Below are 24,217 nucleotides of genomic sequence, written 5' to 3'. Positions count from 1 at the left end.
CGTCAGCCCTTGCCGCCCGCCATCAGGACCAGAAGCACATAGATCACCGGAACCGTGGCAACCGCCACCAGACCGACCCCGGTCAGGCCCATGGTCACGAAGCCCAGCACCAGTGCCAGCACAATCGCGCCGAAAATGCCGAACGTGATCTTTTCGGCGCGCGCCTCGGCGGCTTTCTGTTCGGGGGTTTGTTCGCTTGTCATTTCGATCACTCCTGTTCGCTGCGTGATATGGGGTATCCTTCACCGGTGAACCGAACGGAATGCGACATTCCGGCAGTGCGGCGGCATGCCGCAGTGCAGCTATTTCGGACCAAGCCCCGCCCGCATCACCCGCTTGCGCATGGGCGCCACGTCATGGACGGCCTTCAGCCCGATCAGACGCACCGCCTGCATGATTCCGTCGCCTGATCGGGTCACGCGGTTGAACAGGTCAATCACGCGTGCCCGCCGTGCAATGTCCCCGGCGCGTGATTTTTCGAAAGCCCGCATCATTTGCGGATCACCCAGCGTGTGCGGCGCGCCTTCGGCCAGGTCCAACAGCGCGATCACATCGTTCAACGATGTGTTCAACCCCTGCGCCCCAATGGGCGGCAGGGCGTGCGCGGCTTCAGCAACCACGGCCACGCGACCTGCGGTCAACTGATCTGCGGTCTGGGTGATGATCGGCCAGATCGAACGGTTGCCTTGCAGATGCATCCGGCCCAGCAGACCTGTCGATCGGGCCAGCATCACCTCTTCGAACTCGGGCACCGGCATGTTCATCAGCTCCACCGCGCGCGGCCCCTTGTTCATCCACACAATCGCCGAGGCATTCTGTCCGTCAATATCCGGCAGCGGAACGATGGTGAACGGGCCACCTTCGTTATAGATCTCGGTCGAGATGTTGTTGTGCGGCAACTCATGCGTGACGGTGAAGGCCAGGGATTTCTGCCCGTACCGCGTGGTCGAAACCGAAATGCCCGCAGCTTCGCGCAATGGGGAAAACTTGCCATCCGCCGCAATCCCCATCCGCGCCCGCACGATGTCACCATTGGTCAGTGTTACGATGATCTCGCCGGTGCGCTGCACAAGCGCCCGAAATCCGGTGCCGTACAAGGGTGTTATCCGTGGTTGGTCTTGCAGATAGCCCCAGATCTCGCGCCGCACCACCCAGTTCATCAGGTTCCAGCCAAACGGCTCGTCCCCCATGTCATCCGACTGAAACACCCGGCGGTCGCGGATTTCGGGCGGCCAGCCGATCGTGTCGATCACCGCCAGTTGGTTCAGCGGCTTCGCGTGATCGGCCAGAAGCGACCAAATCCCAATCCGGTCGAACAGGCGTCTTGCGGGTTGCAGGAACGCGGTCGAGCGCAGATCGGACCTGTCGTCATCGGCGGTCACGACAGGGGTGAAGGGATCCGCCATAACAACGGTGAAACCGGCCTCGGCAAAGGCCGCAGCGGCCACCTGCCCGGCGATACCGCCGCCCGAGATGAAGATGTCCGCACGATGCTCTGTCATGGTCATGGATCAGTCCTTGGTATCGTCGGGGCAGGCGGCATCGACAAGCTGGCGCAGGAAGGTGGTCAGGTTGTCGGTGTGATGGTGTATGTGCACGGCAGGGGCGGCGGCCGGGGCCACATGCACCGTGCGCATACCCAGATCATGCGGCACTGCCAGATTGCGTGGGTCGTCTTCGAACATGGCGGCGACCTCGGGCGTCAGCCCGTCACGGGCGAACACCGCGTCAAAGGCCGCGCGGTCGGGTTTGGGGTGAAAATCTGCATGCTCGACCCCATAGACCGCGTCAAACAGCCCCGCCAGCCCCCGTGCCGCCAGCACCCGTTCGGCGTAAGGGGCCGATCCGTTGGTATAGACGATCTTGCGCCCCGGCAGCGAGCGGATGTGATCGGCCAGCGCCGTGTCGACCTCAAGATGCTCCATCGAGATGTCGTGCACATCATGCAGATAAGGCGCCGGATCGACGCCATGTTCGCGCATCAGACCCGCCAAAGTCGTGCCATAGGTTTTCCAATAATGCTGGCGCAGCCGGTCCGCCTCATGGCGGTCGACGCCCAGTTCCTGCATCACCCAGTTGGTCATGCGGATCTCGATCTGGTCGAACAGGCGCGCATGCGGCGGATACAGCGTGTTGTCCAGGTCGAAGACCCAGGCGCTGACATGAGAAAACTGATCTTTCACCATGGCGCGACGCTATCTTTCCTGACGGCGCAAGGGAAGGGGATACGCGCATTATCGGGCAGGCTGCGACAGTATGTTTGCCGGTTCGTGTTTGCTTTGACCCGACGCGCGTGGTTAGGTAACGCAACAAAATGCCCGAACCATGAACGAGGACAAGGTGGCAGACGTTAAACAGGGACAAAAGGACGCTTACGAACTGATCCTCGAAGCGATTGATACGGGCACATACAAACCGGGCGACAGATTGGTGGAAAGCGAACTGGCCGAGCGGTTCGGCGTGTCGCGCACCCCCATCCGCGAGGCTTTGCAACGGCTTGAAACCCAGTCGCTGCTGACGCGGGACGGGCGCAGCCTGATCGTTGCCTCGCTGAGCCATAATCAACTGGCCGAACTCTATGTGGTGCGATCGGCGCTGGAAGGTCTGGCAGCATCGCTGGCCGCCCAACACGCCACGCCCGAGGAAATCAGCGTATTGCGTGAAATGGTTGAAGACGACCGCAAACGCCTGTCTGATCCGGCGGCATTGTCGCGATCAAATCGCCGGTTTCACAAACAGCTGCATCTGGCGTCGCACAACAGATACCTTGTGCAGCAACTGGACCTTGTCCACCGCACGATGGCGCTTCTGGCCACCACATCGCTGGCCGCGGAGGGGCGCAGCGAAAAAGCGATTGCAGAACATGATGCGATTGTCACCGCGATCGAGGCGCGCGATCAGGCTGCGGCACAGTCCGCCCTGAAAACCCACATCTCAAAGGCGTTTGAAACGCGGATCAAGCTGGATTCACTGGCGGGGGAGTGACCCCGTCAACCCCGACCTCATCGAACTTTCCATGCTGGGTCTTGTCCCAGTAAAACGGCTTGGTCACGATTTCGATGAACCCTTTCATCGCGGCAAGGGATGCCAGCGGGTAATAGAAATGCAGGGTCGGCACCCAGAACCTGAGCCAGCGCAGCTTGGCGTTGCTGACCGCCTGAATGCCCACGGTGATCGTCAGTAGCTCGGTCGCCATGAAGACCGCGCCAAGCGTGATCAGAAGCTCACCCGGCATCACGCCGCGCAGCGGATGGGGCAGACCAAGGGGAAAGGCCCAGAAGGTCCACAGGATCGGCGCCAGCAGGAACTGCGACAGGCTGCCCAGAAACAGGATCTGGAAGCCCAGGAATTTCCACCCGCCCAGATCGCGCCACAGCCTGCGGGGGTGGCGCATGTGGACGCCATAGGTCATGGCGTAACCCTTGATCCAGCGTGAGCGTTGCTTGATCCACGGCCAGACGCGGCAATTTGCTTCTTCTTCAGTCAGCGTGTCGATCAACTCGGTCCGATAGCCGTGCCGGGCCAGTCGGATACCCAGATCGGCATCCTCGGTGACGTTATGCGCGTCCCACCGGTCCAGATCCTCCAATGCCTCGCGCCGAAAAAACAGGGTGGTGCCACCCAAAGGGATGGCGAAACCTGCCCGTTCCACGCCGGGCAGGACAATCCCCCACCAAGTCGCATATTCGACAGTGAAGCACCGGCTTAGCCAATTGGTGCGGGCGTTGTAAAATCCTAGCCGTCCTTGCAAACACGCCACCTCGGCCCCGCGTTCGGCAAACCGTCGCACCACTTTGTGGATCTGATCGGGGTCCGGGGCGTCTTCGGCGTCGTAGACTCCGATCACCGATCCGCGACAGAAATCCAGCGCGAAGTTCATTGCCCTCGGTTTCGTTTTCACCACGCCACGCGGCACAACGATCTGCCGCATCCAGCGGGGCAGGTCTGCCTGCGCCAGGGTATGTTGCGTGAGTTCGTCATCCTCTTCCACCACCAGACAGACATCCAGAAGCTCTTTCGGATAATCAAGCCGCGCCAGCCGTTTCACAAGACGCCCGGCGATCTCGCGCTCTTTGTAAAGCGGCACGAGGATGGACACGGTGGGCAGTTTCAGGAACCCGTGCCTGGCAGAGCTTTCAAGCGCGGCAGATGCCGGCGGCGGATCTGCACGCCAGTATTGAAACGCCGCAATGCCCTTGAGCGTCGAGTTCAGAAGCAGGGTCAGCACCGCCCAGATCACCAGTGTCAGGAAGCCCGCGAAGGTTGACACGACGAACACGGCGCCAAGGCCGATCACAAGCGCCGCTGCAAAGCGCGCAACCGAACCCGCACGCCAGCCGCGACAGCTTTCTGCGTCGGAAACGCGCGTTTCTGCCTGTATCGCCAGCGATCTGTGACGCATCGACACCAGCGCGTTCTGTATGTCGCCTTCCGGGGCGATCGCCAGGAAGCAACGCCCCCAGCTTGCGGGAAAGTCGCGTGACAGGCGGGCAAAGTCATCCGGGCGCGAGCAGATGACAATTGTCGCCCCGCCCACCGATTTCCACGGCACGATCCCGTTTCGGATGCAGAAGGCTGGGCCCAACTGGTCGATCAGGCGCACATCCGGCGGTTCGCGATGCAGATCTGCAATCTGACACCCGTATTGCCGCGCCAGCCCGGCATAAAGATCAACCTCGCGCACCCAACCCTGGGTCAGAAGAATATCGCCGAACCGCGCATCCTCTCGCGCCTGAAGCGACAGCGCCATGGCCAGGTTGTCCGGGTTGAGGGCCCCCATTTCGACAAGCACTTGGCCCAGCGGCTTGCGTGCGCGCGGTTGTGCAGGCCGGGTCGCAGGGGCCACGGCCCGCGTCGGGGAAATCGGATCGGGTTCAACAAGGCGCAGCTTGGCGGTCGGCATCTATGTGCTCTTTGGACTGTCAGACCAAAGGACCATGCCCTCCTTCTGGTTAACGGCGGGTTAACCAAAGGAGGGCGCTGCATGTATTGTCAGGTGTGCTTGACGGTTCAGCCGCGTTCGGCCATCGCCTGCGAAAACCGTTCAAACAGGTAATAGCTGTCCATCGGACCCGGGCTGGCCTCGGGGTGGTATTGCACCGAGAACACCGGCCGGTCTTTCATGCGCAACCCGCAGTTCGATCCGTCAAACAGTGACACATGCGTTTCGACCACCCCTTCGGGCAGGCTGGCGGTGTCCACGGCGAACCCGTGGTTCATCGAGGTGATTTCGACCTTGCCGGTTTCCTTGTCCTTCACCGGGTGGTTTGCGCCATGGTGGCCGTGGTTCATCTTGATGGTCCGCGCCCCAAGCGCCAGCGCCAGCATCTGGTGCCCAAGGCAAATGCCAAAGACGGGCAGGTCGGTGGTGTCGAGGATCGTCTTGATCATCGGAACAGCATATTCCCCCGTCGCTGCAGGGTCACCCGGCCCGTTGGACAGGAACACGCCATCCGGGTTCAGCGCCAGAACCTCGTCCGCTGTGGCGGTCGCAGGCAGAACGGTCACATCACAACCGGCCGAGGCCAGACAGCGCAGGATGTTGCGTTTCGCCCCGTAATCCAGCGCGACCACCTTGTGACGCGGGTTGTCCTGCTTGGGATAACCATCAGGCCAAGCCCACCGCATCTCGTCCCATTTGTAGCTTTGCGCGCAGGTGACCTCTTTGGCCAGATCCAGCCCCTCAAGCCCGGCGAAGCTGCGGGCTTCCGCGATCAATGCCTCGATGTCGAAATTTCCGTCGGGATCGTGGGCGATGGCGCCGTGGGGCGCCCCCTGATGGCGGATCGCGCGGGTCAGACGGCGGGTGTCCACACCCCCGATGCCGATCCTGCCCCTTTTTTGCAGCCAGTCGACCAGCCGCTCGCTGGCGCGCCAGTTCGACGGCTCGGTCGGATCCCATTTGACCACCATGCCCGCTGCAACCGGATCGCCGGTTTCGTCATCCTCGGGGTTCACGCCGACATTGCCGATATGCGGGAAGGTGAACGTGACGACTTGCCCCGCATAGGACGGGTCGGTCATGATTTCCTGATACCCCGTCATGGCCGTGTTGAAACACAGCTCGGCGGTGGTGGTGCCGGTTGCCCCGAAACCGTGACCATAAAATATGGTGCCATCGGCAAGGGCCAGACAGGCGGTGGGTTTTTCGGCTTGTGGGTCTTGGGCGGTGGCAGCGGACATGGGGCGACTCCCGATCGACAAATTGGCGCGAAACTAGTTGTGCTGGCCAGCCGGGTCAAGGGGCTGGGTGCCGGGTGGCTAATTTTACATATCCAACCTTTACAATGACTTACCCTGAAAGCCGCCCGGTTGAATGCCATCGGGCTTTTCGCTAAGTTGCGAGCTTCGTAACTGTCACAGCAAATGGATGTACACATGGACATGCGTAGCCAGGTGAATGACGCCCTGAAAACAGCCATGAAAAACAAGGACGCAGAGCGTTTGTCGACGCTTCGGCTGATCAGCGCAGCCATCAAGGATCGCGACATCGCGATGCGCGGCACGGGTGAAGAGGCCGAGGTGACGGATGCAGATGTCCTGGCGATTCTGGGCAAAATGGTGAAACAGCGCCAGGAAAGCGCCCGCGCCTATGAAGAAGGCGGGCGGCTTGAGCTTGCTGAAAAGGAAAGATCGGAGATCAAGGTGATCGAGGATTTCCTGCCCAAACAGCTGTCGGACGAGGAAACCGACGCCGCCGTCGCCGATGCGATTGCCGAAGTGGGGGCTGACAGCATCCGCGACATGGGCAAGGTAATGGGGGCTTTGAAGGCAAAGTTCACGGGCCAGATGGATTTCGGCAAGGTCGGACCGATGGTAAAGGAAAAGCTGGGCTGACCCCGCCATTCCCCAAGGGGTGGGACTTTCGTTGCCGTTTCGTGTCTTATGGGGGTCACTCATCGGACGGAAAGGCAGATCATGCTGACCATCGAACGCGCCAGATTTCCACAGGATGCCCCGACCGTCGGGTCGCTTGTCCTTGGGTATATTTCATTCCTGCTGGAACGATCGCCCGAGGAACGGGACAACATCCAGAAAAAATATGACCCGGACAAGATCGACGAGCTGGTGGCGAAGTTCGAACAGATCCACGCCCGCCCGCATGGCGATTTGCTTCTGGCCTATCGGGATGGAAAACCTGTTGGCTGCGGAATGATGCGCGCGCTGGGGGAGGGTGTCGCCGAAATCCAGCGGGTATTTGTCACCGAAGAGGCGCGGGGGCTGGGTGCGGGAAAGGCGCTGACCCTGGCTTTAATGGATCAGGCGCGGAAGGACGGTCATAAGACGGCCCGCCTTGATACTGGGCGGGCGCTGGTCGAAGCATCAAGTCTCTATGAAAAGCTGGGGTTTCGGGAATGTGCACCCTATCATCAGGAAACCCCCTATCTGGATCACCTGATCCGGTATTACGAACGCCCGCTTTGAACCGTGTTGCCGTTGAGGTCGTGACGCTTAGCCGATTGATTTGGCCCGCAGCAACGCCTCGCGCAATTCCTCGTACAATCTGGGCCGCTCTTTTTCGGACAGGAAGGCGCCGATTTCGACCTCGCGGTTGTTGCCTTTCAGGGTGACATAGTTGGGCACCGGGCCGCCGGTCTTGTGCATCTCGACCGTCACCCAATAGGTGTTTGCCTGCCATTCCTGAACCTTCCCGCCCGGGCCGTGGCGGGTCAGGGTCATGTGATCCGGCCAGATCAGCAGCTCTTCCAGGATTTCGCCATCCTTGTAGCTTTTTTCGATGAAGAACCACAACGCGCCCATGGCGCCCAGGGCAAACGGCAGCAGCCACCACAGCGTGACAGTGCCCAGCAGCGCCAGCAGCGGGATCAGCATCAGCGAAAATCCCAGCCCCATGATCCAGACGAAACCACGGCGGGGCAGCGAACGGAAGGGCCACAGATGCAGTTCGGCTTTCGGGGCACCGGGGGCATCGGTTGGCATCCATTCATACGGCATTGGCGCGGGTTTTTTTTCCGTCGTTTCGGGATACCTATGAAAACCACAGGACCGAAGGGACGCAAGCCAAAAAGCCGGAACCAGCAACGATGGCCCGGTTCCTCTCCGAGACGTGATTGGCCCACGACGCGACGGCAGGGCACACTGCTGTCCTGTCAGGCAAAGGAGTGTGCCATGCGGCATTTGTGGATCGGCCTTATCTGTGCCGCGACCCCGGCGGTCGCCCATGACGCCGAGATCATCGGTGCAACGGCAACACGTTCCGATGCCGGTTGGCATATTTCGGTCACGATTGCCCATGACGAAACCGGATGGGACGATTATGCCGATGGCTGGCGGATCGAAAATGCCGCCGGGGATACGTTGGGCACCCGCGTGCTGCACCACCCGCATGTGAACGAGCAGCCGTTCACCCGAAGCCTGTCCGGCGTGTCCCTGCCGAAGGCGGCGGAAACGATCTGGATCCGGGCACGGACCAGCGTTGATGGGTGGGGGCATGAGCGATTTGAACTGACCCTGCCCCCCGTCAAGTAGCGCACCCCTGCTTCGCCTGCGCATAAGAAAAGGCCCGAACACTTGTCCGGGCCTTTGGTGTTTCTGTGGTCCGCTTAGTGCGAATGACCTTTGTCCCACTCTTCCTGCTTGGGCAGGGTTTCGAACGTATGCTCGGGCGGCGGGCTGGGCAGGGTCCATTCCAGCGTATCCGCATATTCGTTCCAATAGTTGTTCTCGGTCACACGTTTGCCTTTCATCAGCGTGTAGAACACGATGCCGATGAAGAACACGAAGGACGCGAAGGACAGGAACGCACCGTAGGAGCTGATCTTGTTCCAGTAGGCGAACGCTTCCGGATAGTCGATGTAACGACGCGGCATGCCTTGGCGGCCCAGGAAGTGTTGTGGGAAGAAGGTCAGGTTCACACCGATGAAGAAGGTCCAGAAGTGGATCTTGCCGGCCCATTCAGGGTACTGGCGACCGGACATCTTGCCGATCCAGTAATAGATCCCGGCAAAGATACACATCACGGCACCGATCGACATCACATAGTGGAAGTGCGCCACAACATAGTAAGTGTCGTGATAGACGCGGTCGACGCCCGCTTGCGACAGCACAACGCCCGTCACACCGCCCACGGTGAACAGGAACAGGAAGCCGAAGGCGAACAGCATCGGTGTCTTGAATTCGATCGAGCCGCCCCACAGCGTCGCGATCCACGAGAAGATCTTGACGCCCGTCGGCACCGCAATGACCATCGTGGCCAGCATGAAGTACGACTGCTGGGTCAGCGACATGCCCACGGTGTACATGTGGTGTGCCCAGACGACGAAGCCGATGAAGCCAATGGCGATCAGCGCCCAGACCATCGGCATGTAGCCGAAGATCGGTTTGCGGGCGAAGGTGCCGATCACGTGGCTGATCAGGCCAAAGCCCGGCAGGATAACGATATACACCTCGGGGTGGCCGAAGAACCACAGGATGTGCTGATACAGAACCGGGTCGCCGCCACCGGACGGGTCAAAGAACGTCCCGCCGAAGTTGCGGTCGATCAGCAGCATGGTGATCGCGCCCGCCAGAACCGGCAGCGACAGAAGGATCAGCCAAGCGGTCACGAAGATCGACCAGGCAAACAGCGGCACCTTGAACAGCGTCATGCCGGGGGCACGCATGTTCAGGAAGGTGGTGATGATGTTGATTGCGCCCAGGATCGACGACGCGCCCGAAACGTGCACTGCGAAGATCGCAAGGTCCATGGAATAGCCGCCCTCGGTCGTGGACAGGGGCGGATACAGAACCCAACCAACGCCAGAGCCAAGCTGGTCATTGCCGCCCGGTGCCAGAAGCGAGGCCACGCCAAGCGCGACACCCGTGGCATACAACCAGAACGACAGGTTGTTCATCCGGGGGAAGGACATGTCCGGCGCACCGATCTGCAACGGCATGAAATAGTTGCCAAACCCGCCAAACAGGGCCGGGATGACGACAAAGAACATCATGAGGACACCGTGATAGGTGATCATCACGTTCCAAAGGTGACCGTTCGGCGTACATTCGGCTGATGCGTCAGCAATGAAACGCGCACCTTCCAGGCACATATACTGAACGCCGGGGTCCATCAGCTCCAGCCGCATATAGACGGTGAAACAGACCGAGATGAAGCCGGTCAGACCGGCCAGGAACAGATACAGGATCCCGATGTCTTTGTGGTTGGTCGACATGAACCACCGGGTAAAGAACCCGCGATCATCGTGGTGGTCATGGTCGTGGATGGCTGCGTCCGCCATGCTTCCCTCCCTTTAGGGTTAACGTGACCGGGGCGAGGCGTCACCTCACCCGGCTTTTTAACGTGTGTAATATGAGGTGGAAGCGCGGGCAACGTCGCAATGGTGCAAATGGCAAAAAAAACGCCCCGCGCCGGTGTTTACCGGGCGGGGCGCAGCGTTTCAGCACAATTTGGCGGTCGTGTCGACGCGCCTTAGTTGGTGGTGGTCGAATCGCTTTCCGTTGCTTCACCTTCAGCGGCTTCACCTTCGGCTGCTTCACCTTCACCCGAGGCGTCCGACGAGAAGGTCGCAAGGAAGGCCACGATGTCCTCGGGCTTGCCCCATTTGAAGGTCATTTTCGACTTGGCGGCGGAATCGCCGGTCTGTTCCTTCAGGAATGCCTTGGGATCCTTGATGTATTCGATCAGGGTTTCTTCGGTCCACACCAGACCGGCTTCGCCTGCGGCCACAATCGAATCGCCGTATTTGAAATCTTCAACGGTGCCAGCCTGACGACCGACGATACCGTAAAGGTTCGGGCCGGTCTTGCCGCCTTTGAACAGGGCTTCGCCGCTGTCGTCGACAATCGCGTGGCAGGATTTGCATTTCTTGAAGTCCTTTTCGCCGGCGGCAACGTCGCCTTCGGCAAAAGCGGTGCCCGACAGGGCAATGATCATGGCGGCGGAAGAGAGAATCGTCTTCATATTGGTCCTCTTTTTTAGGTCTGTTTCACGCGTTATGCGTCAATGTCACGCGGACCCTGCATTTTTAACAGCCCGAATGAAAGGGGGCGCGCTGTCGCAGGGCAAATTGGGACCAGACCGGCTATTTTTCGCCGGCCGGGCCGAAGTTTCTATCAAAACACCGGCGCAAGGCAATGTCCACATCCTCTAACGTGACCGGCAACCCCAGATCGACAAGGCTGGTGACGCCATGCTCGGAAATTCCACAGGGCACGATGCCCGAAAAATGCTCAAGATCCGGTTCAACATTGATCGAGATGCCGTGAAAGCTGATCCACTTGCGCAGGCGCACGCCGATCGCGGCGATCTTGTCCTCGGGCGGTCGGCCGGTGGCGGTCAGCGGCTTGTCGGTGCGCACCACCCAGACACCGACGCGCCCCTCGCGGCGTTCGCCGGTCACGTTAAACTCGGCAAGTGTGTCGATCACCCATTCTTCCAGCGCGTTGACGAAGGCGCGCACATCCCGTCCGCGCCTGCCGACGTCCAGCATGACATAGGCCACCCTCTGTCCCGGCCCGTGATAGGTATACTGCCCGCCCCGCTTGGACGGATAGACGGGAAACCGATCCGGCGCGACAAGATCTTTTGGGTCGGCCGAGGTGCCCGCGGTGTAAAGCGGGGGATGCTCCAGCAGCCAGATCAGCTCGCCCGCCTCGCCGCGTGCCATGGCATCGGCATGGGCTTCCATGCGTGCAACGGCGGTTTCGTATTCGACAGGGCTGTCGGCGGTTTCCCAGATGACGGGGGGCATATCGGGCGGGGCTTTCATGGGTATCATTTGGCACCCTGTCGCCCCATTGTCAAAACGCATCCCGATCCGGGCGCGGCTTTCCGGTCAGCCTGCGCTTTTTTGGACTTCACAACCCCAATGCCCTTCGCTATGAAGCGCCTCACCTAGCCCGGGCTTGCGGTCGTGGCGGAATTGGTAGACGCGCAGCGTTGAGGTCGCTGTGAGGTAACACTCGTGTGGGTTCGAGTCCCACCGACCGCACCACCTTTCCACATTTCATGGTCATTCGAGACAGCCAGTGTTCCGGCAATGTTCCGCGCTGCGTGAACCCCCGGTTCGAAGGGCGTGAATTATGCGTCAATTCGCGGGCCGCAGCATTGATTAACGCTCCGATTTGGCGAAACATGAATTCAGGTCAGGCACCGCGGCACATTTCGCTGCAAGTAAATGCCAGTTTTCTTTAGGCCTTTTCAATAACCTAATTATTTTTTCAAGACTTTGCATCGGATGGTTGGACAATGACACATGTCAGCTTGCTGGACGGTTGGGAAATGGTCGGATTGCTGGGGGCGGCAATTTACTGCACCACCTATATGCTGATCGCCTTCGATGTCCTGACAAGCAAGGCGACCTGTTATTATGCCCTGCAGTTTTCGGCGGCCAGTTTCGTCGCGCTGAGCCTGACGCAACATTTCAATGTCGCGGCGTTGACGGTTCAGGTGTTCTTCATCGTGGTTTCTGTTTTTGGCTTCGCAAACCACATAAAAAGACGTTCTGCATCAACGGACGCGGATCAATCAGCCATCTGACCGGGTAATGGTCTCTCCCAGAGCGCGTTGTCCCACGCGCTCACAGAAAAGCCGGGCTTGGGGTGGCCCGGCTTTTCGCAATCCGAATGGCATTCGTCAGGCGTTGAACAGGAAATGAAGCACGTCGCCGTCCTTCACCTGATAGCTTTTGCCTTCGGCGCGCATCTTGCCTGCCTCCTTGGCCCCGGCCTCGCCGCCCAAGGCCACGTAATCGTCATAGGCAATGGTTTCGGCCCGGATAAACCCACGTTCGAAATCCCCGTGGATGACGCCTGCCGCCTGCGGTGCGCGGGTGCCTTCGCGAATGGTCCAGGCGCGGGCTTCCTTCGGGCCGACGGTGAAATAGGTCTCCAGGTGCAACAACTCGTAACCGGCGCGGATCAGACGATCCAGCCCGGCTTCTTTCAGCCCCAGTTCCCCAAGAAACATCTCCATGTCATCGGCATCAAGCTGGCTGATTTCTTCCTCGATCTTGGCGGAAATCACGACCGACGCAGCACCTTGTTCGGCAGCCATCTTTTCGACGGCCTCGGAATAGGCGTTGCCGCTGGCCGCGTCGCTTTCATCGACGTTGCAGACATAAAGGATCTTCTTGGTGGTCAAAAGTTGAAGCATACTCCATGCTTTGCGGTCTTCTTCGTCAACCTCGACGGTGCGGGCGGGGCGGCCAGCCTCAAGCGCTTCTTGGGCCGCGCGCATCAGACGTTCCTGCTGCACCGCTTCCTTGTCGCCGCCGCGCACCTTGCGCACGATGTTCTGAAGCCGTTTCTCGATGCTTTCCAGATCGGCCAGCATCAACTCGGTCTCGATCACCTCGGCGTCCTCGACCGGGTTCACGCGGCCTTCGACATGGGTCACGTCGCCATCGTCAAAGCAGCGCAGCACGTGTGCAATGGCGTCGACCTCGCGAATATTGGCCAGAAACTGGTTGCCCAGCCCTTCACCCTTGGACGCGCCTTTCACCAGACCGGCGATATCAACGAATGTCATGCGTGTCGGAATGATCTGTTTCGACCCGGCAATCGCGGCCAGTTTGTCCAGCCGTGCATCCGGCACGTTCACCTCGCCCACATTGGGTTCAATGGTGCAGAACGGAAAGTTCGCCGCCTGTGCCGCAGCAGTCTTGGTCAATGCGTTGAAAAGGGTCGATTTGCCGACATTCGGCAGACCCACGATGCCCATTTTGAAACCCATGTCAGACCCTTTCCTGCGGTGTTCGGGGCCTTCTAGGGCTTTGACAGGTTGGGCGCAAGCGTGGTGAACTGGGAAGGCGCGCAACACAGGAGAAGTGCAATGCAACCCATTCCTTACGTGTTTTTCAAAGACAATTGCCGCGAGGCCGTGACCCGTTACGGCGAGATTTTCGGCAGCGGGCCCGAGATTATGTCGTTCAAGGACATGCCAGAGGAGGATCGAAACCAGATGCCCGGCGTGCCGGACGATGCCGTGATGCATGCCAGCGTCGCCATCGGGGACGGGATGCTGTTTGCCAGTGATGACCCCAGCGGCGAGACACCAGCAATGGAGGGTTGCAATGTCTGTATCTCCCTACCGGACGAGGCCGAGACCAAACGCGTCTTTGACGCTCTGGCAGATGGGGGTGACGTTCGGATGCCGTTGAGCGAGATGTTTTGGACACCGCTTTTTGGCACGCTGACTGACAAGTTCGGTGTGCGCTGGATGATCATGGCGGATAGCGATTACGCATGACCCATTGATTTTCCCGCCTGTATTCGGCACATCGGTCCTGAACTTGATAAAGGACCGATGATGACCCGGATTGATGCGAAGTTTGCAGCCCTGGCCGAGAAGGGCCAGAAGGCGTTTGTCAGCTACATCATGGGCGGCGATCCCGACATGGCGACCTCGCTTGAAGTGATGAAGGGTCTGCCCGCGGCGGGGGTCGACATCATCGAACTGGGGGTGCCGTTCACCGACCCGATGGCGGACGGCCCGACCATCCAGTTGGCAGGTCAACGTGCGCTGGAAGGTGGCATGACCCTGCAAAAGACGCTGGATATGGCCGCCGAGTTTCGCAAAGGCGACGACACGACCCCGATTGTGCTGATGGGATATTACAACCCGATCTACAGCCGGGGCGTGGACAGGTTTCTTGCCGACGCGAAGGCGGCGGGCGTTGACGGGTTGATCGTCGTCGATCTGCCCCCCGAAGAGGATGACGAGCTGTGCATCCCGGCGCAGAGGGCGGGCCTGAACTTCATCCGACTGGCCACCCCGACCACCGATGACAAGCGGCTGCCGAAGGTGCTGCAGAACACCTCGGGCTTTGTGTATTACGTGTCTGTCACCGGCGTCACCGGCGCGACCGAGGCGCAGGCGGCGAATGTCGGGCCAGAGGTCGCGCGGATCAAGGCGGCAACCGACATTCCGGTGATCGTCGGCTTCGGCGTCAACACGCCCGAGAAGGCGCAGGCGATTGCCAGCGTGGCAGATGGCACCGTGGTGGGCAGCGCCATCGTGTCGAAAATCGCGGCCGGAGAATCCGTCGAAGACGTGCTGGCCTTCGTGAAAACGCTGGCTGATGGTGCGCATCGCGGCTGAGGTTCAGATCACCGCGCGCTCTCCGAATGGACGCCCCGCCGGGATCCGGTCATATCCAAATGCGGTCAGATCCAAGGTCTGAAAGCGGCCGGTCGTGATCAACTCGACCAGCCCGCGTCCCATCGCAGGCGCTTGTTGCAACCCGTGACCGGAAAAGCCGTTGATGAAATGGAAGTTCCGCAAATCGGTGTGCGGTCCGAGAACGGCGTTCTGATCCAGCGTGTTGAAGGCATAATGCCCCGCCCATTCAGTGACGATCTTCAACTGTTCAAACTGCGGGATGCGGGTCGCGACGATGGGCCAGACATGGCTTTCCCACAGGCTATGGTCCATATGGAAATCGGTTGGGTCCACGGCCAGGTCCGGGTCGGGTCGCGCCCCGATCATATAGGTTTCCGGCCCGTCCTGCCGCATATGCACACCCGACGGGTCGATGGTCAGGGGCAGTTCCCGGTCAAGTGGATGTGCCGCCTTCACAATCCAGGTGAAGCGTTTTCTGGGTTCGACGGGGATCGAAAGACCCGCCAGTTGCGCGACGTGACCCGCGCGTGGGCCCGCCGCGTTAACCAGATGACCGCAGGACAGTCGTTGACCGGAACCAAGCGTGACCGAGGTCACCTGTGACGGTGTGCGCTCGATTCCTGTGATTTCGGCATGCACATATTCAACACCCGCCGCAATGGCTTTGCGCCGGAACCAGTCGAACAGCGCCCCCCCATCCCAATACCCCTCGTCACGGGTGCCGTGACTGCCAAGCAGGATGTCGTCCAACTGATAGAATGGAAACGCCGCGGCGATCTCGTCCCGTGTCAAAAGGCGCGTTCCAGCCCCAAGACTTCGCTGCAAGGCAAATGCGCCGCGCAAGGCGTCGGCGTTCCGTTCGCTATCGGCCAGATATAGATAGCCGAAATCCTGAATGTGCAGATTTTCGACCCGCGGGTCGTTCCCCATGTTCACGCGCAGGTTTGTTATGAACTCTGCGGTAAACTGCGAGATGCGGACGTTCAGCGCCTCGCTGAACTGCTGGCGGATGCAGGAGTTGGTGTGCGCGGTCGAGCTTTGCGCGAAGCTGGGGTCGCGTTCGACAACCAGAATTCGCCCCTGAAACTCGGCGGATTGGCTGAGCCACCACGCCACGGATGATCCCATCATCGCCCCGCCGATGATGATGACGTCATAACTGTGATGCTGCGGGTCGGATGGCATCTGGACCATGGGGTCAGGCCTTGCTGGTCTGGGAAGGGCGGGCCGTGCGCCGGTTCATCGCATCGCCTCCAGCGCCCAGGCCATGACAGCGTCGTGTTCGGGCGGCAGTTGCTCGGCCTGACCAACGAAGTCCATGAACGCCTCGCGCGACCCTTCCGAGACGCCGATGATCGCGGGAATGTCGCGCGTCAGGGCTTCGCCCACAGCTTCGCGAAAACCGCGCCCTTCGGCCTCCTGCTTGCCGAATTTGTTGACGATCAGAAGGTCGGCGCCCGCTTGCAGGCGTTGCTCGGTCTGGGCCACGGCCGTTTCCAGCGCCTCGGGGTTCAGTTTGCAGCCGCGGGCATTGGCACCCAGAAACTGGCTGATGCGGATCTTTGGGCCGTCTGGCAGAACCAGCACGTCCATGTCGCAGTGGTGATCCTCGGCGCGTTCGGTGTCCAGTTGCACTGTCCCGCAGAGTGACACGCCGCGCCGTGCCAGTGCGTCCGCGACACCGGCAAGCAACAAGTTCGTTTTGCCCCGACCGGGTGCAATGACATAGGCTAGTTTCATGCAGCCCCCCTTTGGCCCGCGTATCAGATGGCAATCTGACCGGGGGTTGTCAATCAGGGCTTGGCCGGTTGCGGTCTTGGGCGCGCAATCGGACCGTGGCCAAATGAATGAAATGCGAGGTGATCCGCGATGAAGCCGAAAGCTCCCACCCACACGCCGCCACCGGACGCTGCTGATCGGCGCGCTGTGGCCCCGGTCATCTGCTATCCGATCGACGGCCTGCCGGTGCCGGATATGGCGCTTTATCAAGCGGCACGTGGCAGCGCCGAAAAAACGGCCGAGATCATGGTACCACCGCGCGATGCCAAGGTGTTTCAGGTGCCGGCAGGACATTTTTTTCGCATCACCTCGGTCGAGGGGCCGCAGGTCGGGGATTTGAACCTGTGGAATCTGCATGATCTGGACGAAAGGTTCTATTCAGGCAAGACAAGGGCGTTACACGGCACGCATTTGTCTGTTTCAGATCGGATTTGGTCAAGCCATCCGTTCTTGCGCCCCATCGCAACGATCACTGACGACACGTTGGATTGGTATGGATTCGATGAATTCGGCGGCTCTGTGCATGATGTGATCGGCACACGCTGTGACCCCTACACCCACAATCTGCTGGCAGGTGGGCAGTATCACCATTGCTGCCATTCCAACCTGACGCGTGCATTGGCGGATTATCTGGACTGCCCCACAGGTGATGCAGAACCGCATATCCATGACGTTCTGAATGTCTTCATGTGCACCGGCTTCACCCGTGACACGGGGCAATATTTCATGAAGGCCAGCCCGGTGCGATCCGGCGATTATCTGGAGTTCTTTGCCGAGATCGACCTCCTGGGCGCGCTCAGCACCTGCCCCGGGGGCGATTGCTCGTCCGAGCACAGCTCGGACACCGCCGCCTGTTACCCGCTGTTGGTTGAGGTGTTCGCTCCGGCCAAGCGCATGTTGAAGGATTGGTCACAGCCGCCGATGAACGGCTATGACCGGTCGCATGGGGTTTGATCAAGGCTCAGGCGAAAGCCGCTTCCAGCGCGATCTCGATCATGTCGCCGAAGGTCTTTTCGCGTTGGTCGGATGGCAGGGCTTCACCGGTTTGCAGGTGATCGGACACGGTCATGATCCCAAGCGCCCGCACGCCATGGCGGGCGGCGAGGGTGTAAAGCTCGGCCGCTTCCATCTCGACCCCCAGAATGCCGTGGCGGGTCATCTGTTCGGTCAGATCGGGGCGTTCGTCATAGAACGTGTCCGAGCTGTAAATCCCGCCCACATGCAGCCCGACCCCGCGATTGCGGGTGGCGGCCACGGCGGCTTCCAGCAGCCCGTAATCCGCACAGGGCGAATAGTTCAGTTCGCGGAAAATGGTGTTCGACGGGGTGCCGACCGTTGTGCAGGTCATCGCGATGATCACGTCCCGCACCTTCACCTGCGGCTGCATCCCCCCGATGGATCCCACACGGATCAGGGTCTTGGCACCGTAGTCGCGGATCAACTCGTTGGCATAGATCGACAGGCTGGGCATCCCCATGCCCGACCCCTGAATGGTGACGCGGTTGCCCTTGTACGTGCCGGTAAAGCCCAGCATGCCGCGCACCTCGTTGACCAGTTCCGCGCCGTCCAGGAAGTTGTCTGCCGCCCAGCGGGCACGATAGGGGTCGCCCGGCATCAGGACGGTTTCTGCGATCTGGCCGGGTGCGGCACCGATGTGGATGGTCATAGCTGTCTCCTGTGGATAAAGTCACGCATATGAAACCGGAATCTCAGATGCGCGCGCTGTTCTTGGCTCTCTTTATCCTCCCACTTCCTGCCTGGGCGCAAGAGCCGGGCGAACTTGCCTTGGTGAAGAAGGTGTTTGCAAAGCTCCAGCCGATCTCGATCCGGGCAGATCGCGAGTATTGCGGCTATATCGGCTATGACAAGTCTGGCAAGCTGGTCGCGTCCAAGGCCATGCGCGGGGGGAAGGGCAACTGTATGTCCCGCGATCCGACCGAGTTGGTCACAGTGATTGCGTCTTATCACACCCATGGTGCATTTTCGACCCGTTACGCCAACGAGGTGCCGTCAGGTGACGACATGGAAACCGACGAGATGGAAGGTGTTGACGGGTGGGTGGCCACGCCCGGTGGGCGGCTATGGTACATCGACACGACCGATATGGTGGCAAGCCAGATCTGTGGCATCGGTTGTTTGCCGATGGACGCCCGGTTTCGCGAAGGCGACATGGGCCGGATCGCGCAAAGCTATACTTACGGTCAATTGATCGAGAAGCTGACCGGGCTGGACGACTGACCGCTACTCGGCCGCCACGGAGTTTGGCGCAACCAGCGTCACGATGTCTTCCATGATCGTGTTCAGTTCGAAATCCTTCGGCGTATAGACCTTGGCAACCCCCATCGCGCGCAGGCGTTCGGCGTCCTCGTCCGGAATGATCCCACCCGCGACCACTGGGATATGGCCCAGTCCAGCGTCGCGCATCCGCTCGATCAGTTCCTCAAGCAGCGGGATGTGGCTGCCCGACAGGATCGACAAGCCGACCACATGCGCCTTCGTGTCCAGTGCGGACGCCACCAGTTCTTCCGGCGTCAGGCGGATGCCTTCATAGGTGATGTCCATACCGCAATCGCGTGCACGGGCGGCGATTTGTTCGGCCCCGTTGGAATGGCCGTCGAGACCCGGCTTGCCCACCAGAAAGGTAAGGCGGCGGCCAAGCGCGTCGGACACGGCATCGACACGGGCGCGAATCTCGTCCAGTCCTTCGGTGCGGTTGGACGGGTTTTTCGACACGCCCGTGGGCGCGCGATACTGGCCAAAGGTCTGGCGCATGACTTCGCCCCATTCGCCCGTTGTCACGCCCGCCTTCGCCGCCGCGATTGACGGCGGCATGATGTTGTCACCGGACTTCGCGGCGGCGCGCAGGTTTTCCAGTGCCTGCCTTACCGCATTGTCATCACGATCTGCCCGCCACTGTTCAAGGCGTGCGATCTGGTCGGCTTCGGCCTGTTTGTCGGCGACCATGATGGCACCGTCCCCGGCGGTCAGCGGGCTTTCGGCGGCTTCGGTCCAGCGGTTCACGCCGACAACTGTTGTCTCGCCCGCTTCAATCTTGTTGATCCGCCGGGCGTTCGATTCCACCAGCCGCGATTTCATGTATTCAATGGCCGCCACGGCACCGCCCATCCCGTCGATCTGGGCCAGTTCGGCACGCGCGCCGTCTTTCAGCTCGGCCACTTTGCGCTCTACGGCGGGGTTTTCGTCAAACAGATCGTCATATTCCAGAAGATCGGTTTCATAAGCCAGAATCTGCTGCATCCTCAGCGACCATTGCTGATCCCAGGGTCGCGGCAGGCCAAGCGCCTCGTTCCAAGCCGGCAATTGCACTGCACGGGCGCGGGCGTTCTTGGACAGGGTGACCGCCAGCATCTCGATCAGGATGCGATAGACGTTGTTCTCGGGTTGCTGCTCGGTCAGACCAAGCGAGTTCACCTGCACGCCATAGCGGAAGCGGCGGAATTTTGGGTCTTCGACGCCGTAACGCTCGCGGGTGATTTCATCCCACAGCTCGACAAAGGCGCGCATCTTGCACATCTCGGTCACGAAGCGGATGCCGGCGTTCACGAAGAAGCTGATGCGGCCGACCATGGCGGGGAACGCTTCTGCCGGGACTTTGTCTTTCAAGTCGTCCAGCACGGCAATGGCGGTGGCCAGCGCGAAGGCCAGTTCTTCCTCGGGCGTCGCGCCGGCCTCTTGCAAATGATAGGAACACACGTTCATCGGGTTCCACTTGGGCAGATGCTCGCGGGTATAGGCGGCGACGTCAGTGATCATGCGCAGGGATGGCTCTGGCGGGCAGACATAGGTGCCACGCGACAGGTACTCCTTGATGATGTCGTTCTGCACCGTGCCTTGCAGCTTGGAAATGTCGGCACCCTGTTCCTCGGCGGCCGCGATATATAGCGCAAGCAACCACGGCGCAGTGGCGTTGATGGTCATCGAGGTATTCATCTGCTCAAGCGGAATCTCTGCAAACAGCGTGCGCATGTCACCCAGATGGCTTAGCGGCACGCCGACTTTGCCCACTTCGCCGCGCGCCAGCTTGTGATCGCTGTCATAGCCTGTCTGGGTTGGCAGATCGAAGGCCACCGAAAGGCCGGTCTGACCTTTGGCAAGGTTGGTGCGATACAGCGCGTTCGAAGCTTTCGCGGTCGAGTGACCAGCATAGGTGCGAAAGAGCCAGGGGCGGATCGAGTTGGGGCTGGACATGACAGAGACTCACCGTTTTGTTGCGCTGCAGCATTTTTCGCAGACGAAAGATTATTACGCAAGGGCGAAATTCACGGGAAGAAAATTACGCAACGTGCGGGGCGCTGTCGACCGGGACGGTTTCGCGGCTTTTCCGGCGCTGAGCGGGTCAAATTGTCCGTCGAATGGAGGCATTTCGACCATCACACGGCGTCTTTACCTTGTTGTCTTTTCCTGAAAACGTATCGCCATGACGCGCTCCATTGAATTGCCCCTTTGGCTTCTTGTCCTGATCCTGGCTTTTGCCACCGTGACTTTCGCGTCCCATTTCCTGTTTCCGTCGGTCCGCTGGTTTTTTCGCAAGCGTCTGGAACGTGCGGTTGAGCGGCTGAACCAAAAGTTGGAGCGCCCCATCGAGCCGTTCAAGCTGGCGCGTCGCTATGACATGGTGCAGCGACTGTCTTATGACCCCGAAGTGGCAAAGGCGATTTCCGAACACGCGCGCAAATCCGGCGTGCCGGAACAGGTGGCCTTTGAAACCGCGCAACGCTACGCGCGCGAGATTGTGCCGCGGTTTTCAGCGACTGCATATTTCGGGTTCGGGATCGGGGTGGCCAAGCTCCTCAGCCGGTCGTTCTATCGCGTTCGCCTTGGCGCATTTGATGAAGCCCGCTTGAAAGAGATCGACCCGGACTCGACCATTGTCTTTGTGATGAACCACCGGTCGAACATGGATTACGTGCTGGTCACGTGGCTGGCGGCGGAACGATCACATCTGTCCTATGCGGTCGGAGAATGGGCGCGCGTCTGGCCCTTGCGCATGTTGATCCGGTCCATGGGGGCTTATTTCATCCGCCGCAAAAGCCGCAACGCGCTTTATCGAAAAGTTCTGTCGCGCTATGTGCGTCTGGCAACGGATGGTGGCGTGACACAGGCGATGTTCCCCGAAGGCGGGTTGAGCCTGAACGGAACGGTGGGCGAGCCGAAACTGGGGTTGCTCAGCTATCTGGTTCAGGATTTCGACCCGGCGGTGAACCGCAACGTGGTCTTTGTGCCGGTCGCCATGAACTATGACCGGGTGCTGGAAGACCGGGTGCTGGTCAAGGCCGACATCATGGGCAACCGGCGTTTCGGGTTGCGCTTCAAATATGTCGCCCGTCACATCGGGCGCCACCTTTGGCAGCGGCTGACGGGGAAATTTCACCGCTTCGGGTATGCCAGCGTGTCCTTTGGCACGCCCTTGTCGTTGAACGACTATCTTGAAGGCCATGTGGCCGACGATTTGTTGGAAGATCTTGGGCAGGAACTGATGTCGCGTATTCGCGATGTGGTTCCGGTTCTGCCCGTGCCCGTTGTGGCGGCGATCCTGCTGGCACAGGACGGCATTACCCGCGCCGACGTTGAAGCCCGCTTTGCCTCGCTGGTGTCGGATATGGAAGCGAATGGAGCACATGTGCATTTGCCACGCAGCGACATGTGCTATGCCGCCGAGGTCGGGATACGCCTTCTGACCCTGCGCAAGCTGGTCACCGAAGCGGGCGAGGGTGCACAGGCCACATATTACGTGAACAAGCCTGACCGCCTGATCCTGGCCTTCTATGCCAACTCCATCGCCCATCTGTCGGATCAGATCACGACGGTCCAGATCTCGGACCTCAGCCCGGCCGAGGTTGCGGATGCGGCTGTATTGCCTGATTGATGCGGGCGCTTCGAAATTCTGACGCGACATAAAATTACAAAAAGTGACCGATTGTTGTTGCAATCTTGCGGGGCGGCACGTAATGCTGCACTAGCAGCCGCATTTCTGCATTGCGGCAACAGAATCAGACTACGCGCAACAGAAGGAGGCCCCGATGGCTTTGGATACACAACCCAGCATCGCTGATTACGATGCCCCGAAGAAGGACCTGTACGAAATCGGTGAAATGCCCCCGATGGGCCACGTGCCGAAACAGATGTACGCCTGGGCCATCCGGCGCGAACGCCAGGGTGAACCGGACAAGGCCATGCAGGTCGAGGTCGTAGACACCCCCAAGCTGGACAGCCACGAGGTGCTGGTTCTGGTGATGGCCGCAGGTGTGAACTACAACGGCATCTGGGCAGGCCTCGGCGTTCCGATCAGCATGTTCGACGTGCACGGCGAGGATTATCACATCGCAGGTTCCGATGCGTCGGGCATCGTCTGGGCGGTGGGCGACAAGGTGAAAAACTGGAAAGTGGGCGACGAAGTGGTCATCCACTGCAACCAGGATGACGGCGACGACGAGGAATGCAATGGCGGCGATCCGATGTTCTCGCCCAGCCAGCGGATCTGGGGCTATGAAACCCCCGATGGGTCGTTTGCGCAATTTACCAAGGTACAGGCCCAGCAGCTTCTGCCGCGCCCGCGCCACCTGACCTGGGAAGAAAGCGCGTGTTACACGCTGACATTGGCCACGGCCTACCGGATGCTGTTCGGCCACGCCCCGCACGAGCTGAAGCCGGGCCAGAACGTGCTGGTCTGGGGGGCATCGGGCGGTCTGGGGTCCTTTGCGATCCAGCTGATCAATGCCGCCGGGGCGAATGCCATCGGCGTGATCTCGGAAGAAGACAAGCGCGAGTTTGTCATGTCTCTTGGCGCGAAAGGCGTGATCAACCGCAAGGACTTTGATTGCTGGGGTCAACTGCCGAAAGTGAACTCGCCCGAATATGCCGCGTGGTTCAAAGAGGTGCGCAAGTTTGGCAAGGCCATTTGGGACATCACCGGTAAGGGCAACAACGTGGACATGGTGTTCGAGCATCCCGGCGAAGCCACGTTCCCGGTGTCGACCTTCGTCTGCAAAAAAGGCGGAATGGTCGTGATCTGTGCCGGCACCACCGGGTTCAACTGCACCTTTGATGTGCGTTACCTTTGGATGCATCAGAAACGGATCCAGGGCAGCCACTTTGCGCATCTGAAGCAGGCGGCATCGGCCAACCGGATGATGGTTGAACGTCGAATCGATCCCTGCATGTCCGAAGTGTTCCCCTGGGCCGAGATCCCGGACGCGCATTTGAAGATGTTGCGAAATGAACACAAGCCCGGCAACATGGCCGTGCTGGTTCAGGCGCCAAAGACCGGTCTGCGCACGTTCGAAGACGCGCTTGAGGCTGGCCCGAAATAAGCTGGACGCTCGCTAAAAACCGGCC

General features: G+C 60.2%; 26 protein-coding genes and 1 tRNA gene. 13 read left to right on the top strand and 14 right to left on the bottom strand.

The window, feature by feature from the left end:
- Nucleotides 1–2: 2 nt before the first annotated feature.
- From IE188_RS10200 to IE188_RS10190, 3 genes are all read right to left on the bottom strand, one after another.
- Nucleotides 3–203: a hypothetical protein gene (locus tag IE188_RS10200; RefSeq protein ID WP_191286394.1), complete on the bottom strand. Its 201-nt coding sequence runs from the start codon at nt 201–203 to the stop codon at nt 3–5.
- A gap of 99 nt (nt 204–302) precedes the next feature.
- Nucleotides 303–1,508, bottom strand: a complete 1,206-nt coding sequence (locus IE188_RS10195) for an FAD-dependent monooxygenase (protein WP_308442449.1) — start codon at nt 1,506–1,508, stop codon at nt 303–305.
- A gap of 3 nt (nt 1,509–1,511) precedes the next feature.
- A complete protein-coding gene (locus IE188_RS10190) occupies nt 1,512–2,186 on the bottom strand; it encodes a pyrimidine 5'-nucleotidase (RefSeq protein WP_191286393.1) in 675 nt (224 codons plus the stop codon).
- A 154-nt stretch (nt 2,187–2,340) separates the two neighbouring features.
- Here IE188_RS10190 and IE188_RS10185 point away from each other — a divergent pair, with 154 nt between their 5' ends.
- Nucleotides 2,341–2,985, top strand: a complete 645-nt coding sequence (locus IE188_RS10185; protein WP_229836719.1) for a GntR family transcriptional regulator — start codon at nt 2,341–2,343, stop codon at nt 2,983–2,985.
- On the opposite strand, the gene IE188_RS10180 is transcribed toward IE188_RS10185, so the two are convergent.
- Both IE188_RS10180 and carA read right to left on the bottom strand, forming a co-directional pair.
- The gene (locus IE188_RS10180; protein ID WP_191286391.1) at nt 2,957–4,903 is read right to left on the bottom strand and encodes a glycosyltransferase family 2 protein; all 1,947 of its coding nucleotides are present in this window, start codon (nt 4,901–4,903) and stop codon (nt 2,957–2,959) included. The two genes, IE188_RS10185 and IE188_RS10180, sit on opposite strands and share 29 nt — an antisense overlap.
- Nucleotides 4,904–5,010: 107 nt before the next feature.
- Nucleotides 5,011–6,183 carry a glutamine-hydrolyzing carbamoyl-phosphate synthase small subunit gene (gene carA / locus IE188_RS10175; protein WP_191286390.1) on the bottom strand — a complete coding sequence of 391 codons (1,173 nt, stop codon included), beginning with the start codon at nt 6,181–6,183 and terminating at the stop codon, nt 5,011–5,013.
- A gap of 195 nt (nt 6,184–6,378) precedes the next feature.
- On the opposite strand from carA, the gene IE188_RS10170 reads away from it, so the two are divergent.
- Both IE188_RS10170 and IE188_RS10165 read left to right on the top strand, forming a co-directional pair.
- Nucleotides 6,379–6,837 carry a GatB/YqeY domain-containing protein gene (locus IE188_RS10170; RefSeq protein ID WP_191286389.1) on the top strand — a complete coding sequence of 153 codons (459 nt, stop codon included), beginning with the start codon at nt 6,379–6,381 and terminating at the stop codon, nt 6,835–6,837.
- Nucleotides 6,838–6,918: 81 nt separating this feature from the next.
- Nucleotides 6,919–7,425: a GNAT family N-acetyltransferase gene (locus IE188_RS10165; protein ID WP_191286388.1), complete on the top strand. Its 507-nt coding sequence runs from the start codon at nt 6,919–6,921 to the stop codon at nt 7,423–7,425.
- Between the two features lie 27 nt (nt 7,426–7,452).
- Here IE188_RS10165 and IE188_RS10160 read toward each other — a convergent pair whose 3' ends face one another.
- Nucleotides 7,453–7,956 carry a DUF2244 domain-containing protein gene (locus tag IE188_RS10160; RefSeq protein WP_191286387.1) on the bottom strand — a complete coding sequence of 168 codons (504 nt, stop codon included), beginning with the start codon at nt 7,954–7,956 and terminating at the stop codon, nt 7,453–7,455.
- Nucleotides 7,957–8,130: 174 nt separating this feature from the next.
- Between IE188_RS10160 and IE188_RS10155 the strand changes: the two genes are divergently transcribed.
- Nucleotides 8,131–8,490, top strand: a complete 360-nt coding sequence (locus IE188_RS10155; RefSeq protein WP_191286386.1) for a hypothetical protein — start codon at nt 8,131–8,133, stop codon at nt 8,488–8,490.
- A gap of 74 nt (nt 8,491–8,564) precedes the next feature.
- Here the strand turns inward: IE188_RS10155 and IE188_RS10150 are convergent, their stop codons facing one another.
- From IE188_RS10150 to lipB, 3 genes are all read right to left on the bottom strand, one after another.
- Nucleotides 8,565–10,238, bottom strand: coding sequence for a cytochrome c oxidase subunit I (locus tag IE188_RS10150; protein ID WP_191286385.1), 1,674 nt, complete (start codon nt 10,236–10,238; stop codon nt 8,565–8,567).
- 191 nt (nt 10,239–10,429) lie between these two features.
- Nucleotides 10,430–10,921 carry a c-type cytochrome gene (locus tag IE188_RS10145; RefSeq protein ID WP_191286384.1) on the bottom strand — a complete coding sequence of 164 codons (492 nt, stop codon included), beginning with the start codon at nt 10,919–10,921 and terminating at the stop codon, nt 10,430–10,432.
- 121 nt (nt 10,922–11,042) lie between these two features.
- Nucleotides 11,043–11,729 carry a lipoyl(octanoyl) transferase LipB gene (gene lipB, locus IE188_RS10140; protein ID WP_191286653.1) on the bottom strand — a complete coding sequence of 229 codons (687 nt, stop codon included), beginning with the start codon at nt 11,727–11,729 and terminating at the stop codon, nt 11,043–11,045.
- Between the two features lie 138 nt (nt 11,730–11,867).
- Between lipB and IE188_RS10135 the strand changes: the two genes are divergently transcribed.
- Nucleotides 11,868–11,954, top strand: a tRNA-Leu gene (locus IE188_RS10135).
- 287 nt (nt 11,955–12,241) lie between these two features.
- Nucleotides 12,242–12,499 (top strand): CBU_0592 family membrane protein, encoded by a 258-nt coding sequence (locus IE188_RS10130; RefSeq protein WP_191286383.1) that lies wholly within the window; start codon nt 12,242–12,244, stop codon nt 12,497–12,499.
- A gap of 96 nt (nt 12,500–12,595) precedes the next feature.
- Here IE188_RS10130 and ychF read toward each other — a convergent pair whose 3' ends face one another.
- Nucleotides 12,596–13,693 (bottom strand): redox-regulated ATPase YchF, encoded by a 1,098-nt coding sequence (ychF, locus tag IE188_RS10125; protein ID WP_191286382.1) that lies wholly within the window; start codon nt 13,691–13,693, stop codon nt 12,596–12,598.
- Nucleotides 13,694–13,792: 99 nt separating this feature from the next.
- On the opposite strand from ychF, the gene IE188_RS10120 reads away from it, so the two are divergent.
- Together IE188_RS10120 and trpA are read left to right on the top strand one after the other, a co-directional pair.
- On the top strand, nt 13,793–14,209 hold the full coding sequence (locus IE188_RS10120) for a VOC family protein (protein WP_191286381.1): 417 nt from the start codon (nt 13,793–13,795) through the stop codon (nt 14,207–14,209).
- Nucleotides 14,210–14,269: 60 nt separating this feature from the next.
- Nucleotides 14,270–15,061 (top strand): tryptophan synthase subunit alpha, encoded by a 792-nt coding sequence (gene trpA / locus IE188_RS10115; protein ID WP_191286380.1) that lies wholly within the window; start codon nt 14,270–14,272, stop codon nt 15,059–15,061.
- Nucleotides 15,062–15,064: 3 nt separating this feature from the next.
- Here the strand turns inward: trpA and IE188_RS10110 are convergent, their stop codons facing one another.
- On the bottom strand, nt 15,065–16,267 hold the full coding sequence (locus IE188_RS10110; protein ID WP_191286652.1) for an NAD(P)/FAD-dependent oxidoreductase: 1,203 nt from the start codon (nt 16,265–16,267) through the stop codon (nt 15,065–15,067).
- A gap of 54 nt (nt 16,268–16,321) precedes the next feature.
- Entirely contained in the window at nt 16,322–16,822 is a 501-nt protein-coding gene (locus tag IE188_RS10105) for a DUF2478 domain-containing protein (protein ID WP_191286379.1), read from the bottom strand.
- 129 nt (nt 16,823–16,951) lie between these two features.
- Here IE188_RS10105 and IE188_RS10100 point away from each other — a divergent pair, with 129 nt between their 5' ends.
- Nucleotides 16,952–17,815 (top strand): urea carboxylase-associated family protein, encoded by an 864-nt coding sequence (locus IE188_RS10100; protein WP_191286378.1) that lies wholly within the window; start codon nt 16,952–16,954, stop codon nt 17,813–17,815.
- A 7-nt stretch (nt 17,816–17,822) separates the two neighbouring features.
- Here IE188_RS10100 and deoD read toward each other — a convergent pair whose 3' ends face one another.
- Nucleotides 17,823–18,527 (bottom strand): purine-nucleoside phosphorylase, encoded by a 705-nt coding sequence (gene deoD / locus IE188_RS10095; protein ID WP_191286377.1) that lies wholly within the window; start codon nt 18,525–18,527, stop codon nt 17,823–17,825.
- Between the two features lie 29 nt (nt 18,528–18,556).
- Between deoD and IE188_RS10090 the strand changes: the two genes are divergently transcribed.
- Nucleotides 18,557–19,099: a DUF4329 domain-containing protein gene (locus tag IE188_RS10090; RefSeq protein WP_229836715.1), complete on the top strand. Its 543-nt coding sequence runs from the start codon at nt 18,557–18,559 to the stop codon at nt 19,097–19,099.
- A 3-nt stretch (nt 19,100–19,102) separates the two neighbouring features.
- On the opposite strand, the gene IE188_RS10085 is transcribed toward IE188_RS10090, so the two are convergent.
- Nucleotides 19,103–21,070, bottom strand: a complete 1,968-nt coding sequence (locus IE188_RS10085; RefSeq protein WP_191286376.1) for a protein meaA — start codon at nt 21,068–21,070, stop codon at nt 19,103–19,105.
- Between IE188_RS10085 and IE188_RS10080 the strand changes: the two genes are divergently transcribed.
- The 3 genes from IE188_RS10080 (at nt 21,069) to ccrA (ending at nt 24,192) form a co-directional block, all read left to right on the top strand.
- On the top strand, nt 21,069–21,287 hold the full coding sequence (locus tag IE188_RS10080) for a hypothetical protein (RefSeq protein WP_191286375.1): 219 nt from the start codon (nt 21,069–21,071) through the stop codon (nt 21,285–21,287). The genes IE188_RS10085 and IE188_RS10080 overlap by 2 nt on opposite strands.
- Before the next feature lie 12 nt (nt 21,288–21,299).
- The gene (locus IE188_RS10075; RefSeq protein ID WP_191286374.1) at nt 21,300–22,748 is read left to right on the top strand and encodes a 1-acyl-sn-glycerol-3-phosphate acyltransferase; all 1,449 of its coding nucleotides are present in this window, start codon (nt 21,300–21,302) and stop codon (nt 22,746–22,748) included.
- 154 nt (nt 22,749–22,902) lie between these two features.
- Entirely contained in the window at nt 22,903–24,192 is a 1,290-nt protein-coding gene (gene ccrA / locus IE188_RS10070) for a crotonyl-CoA carboxylase/reductase (protein ID WP_191286373.1), read from the top strand.
- The last annotated feature ends 25 nt before the right edge of the window (nt 24,193–24,217 follow it).

The sequence above is a fragment of the Aliiroseovarius zhejiangensis genome (genome assembly GCF_014656375.1).
Lineage (GTDB): Bacteria > Pseudomonadota > Alphaproteobacteria > Rhodobacterales > Rhodobacteraceae > Aliiroseovarius > Aliiroseovarius zhejiangensis.
This window is presented reverse-complemented; position numbering and strand designations above follow the sequence as displayed.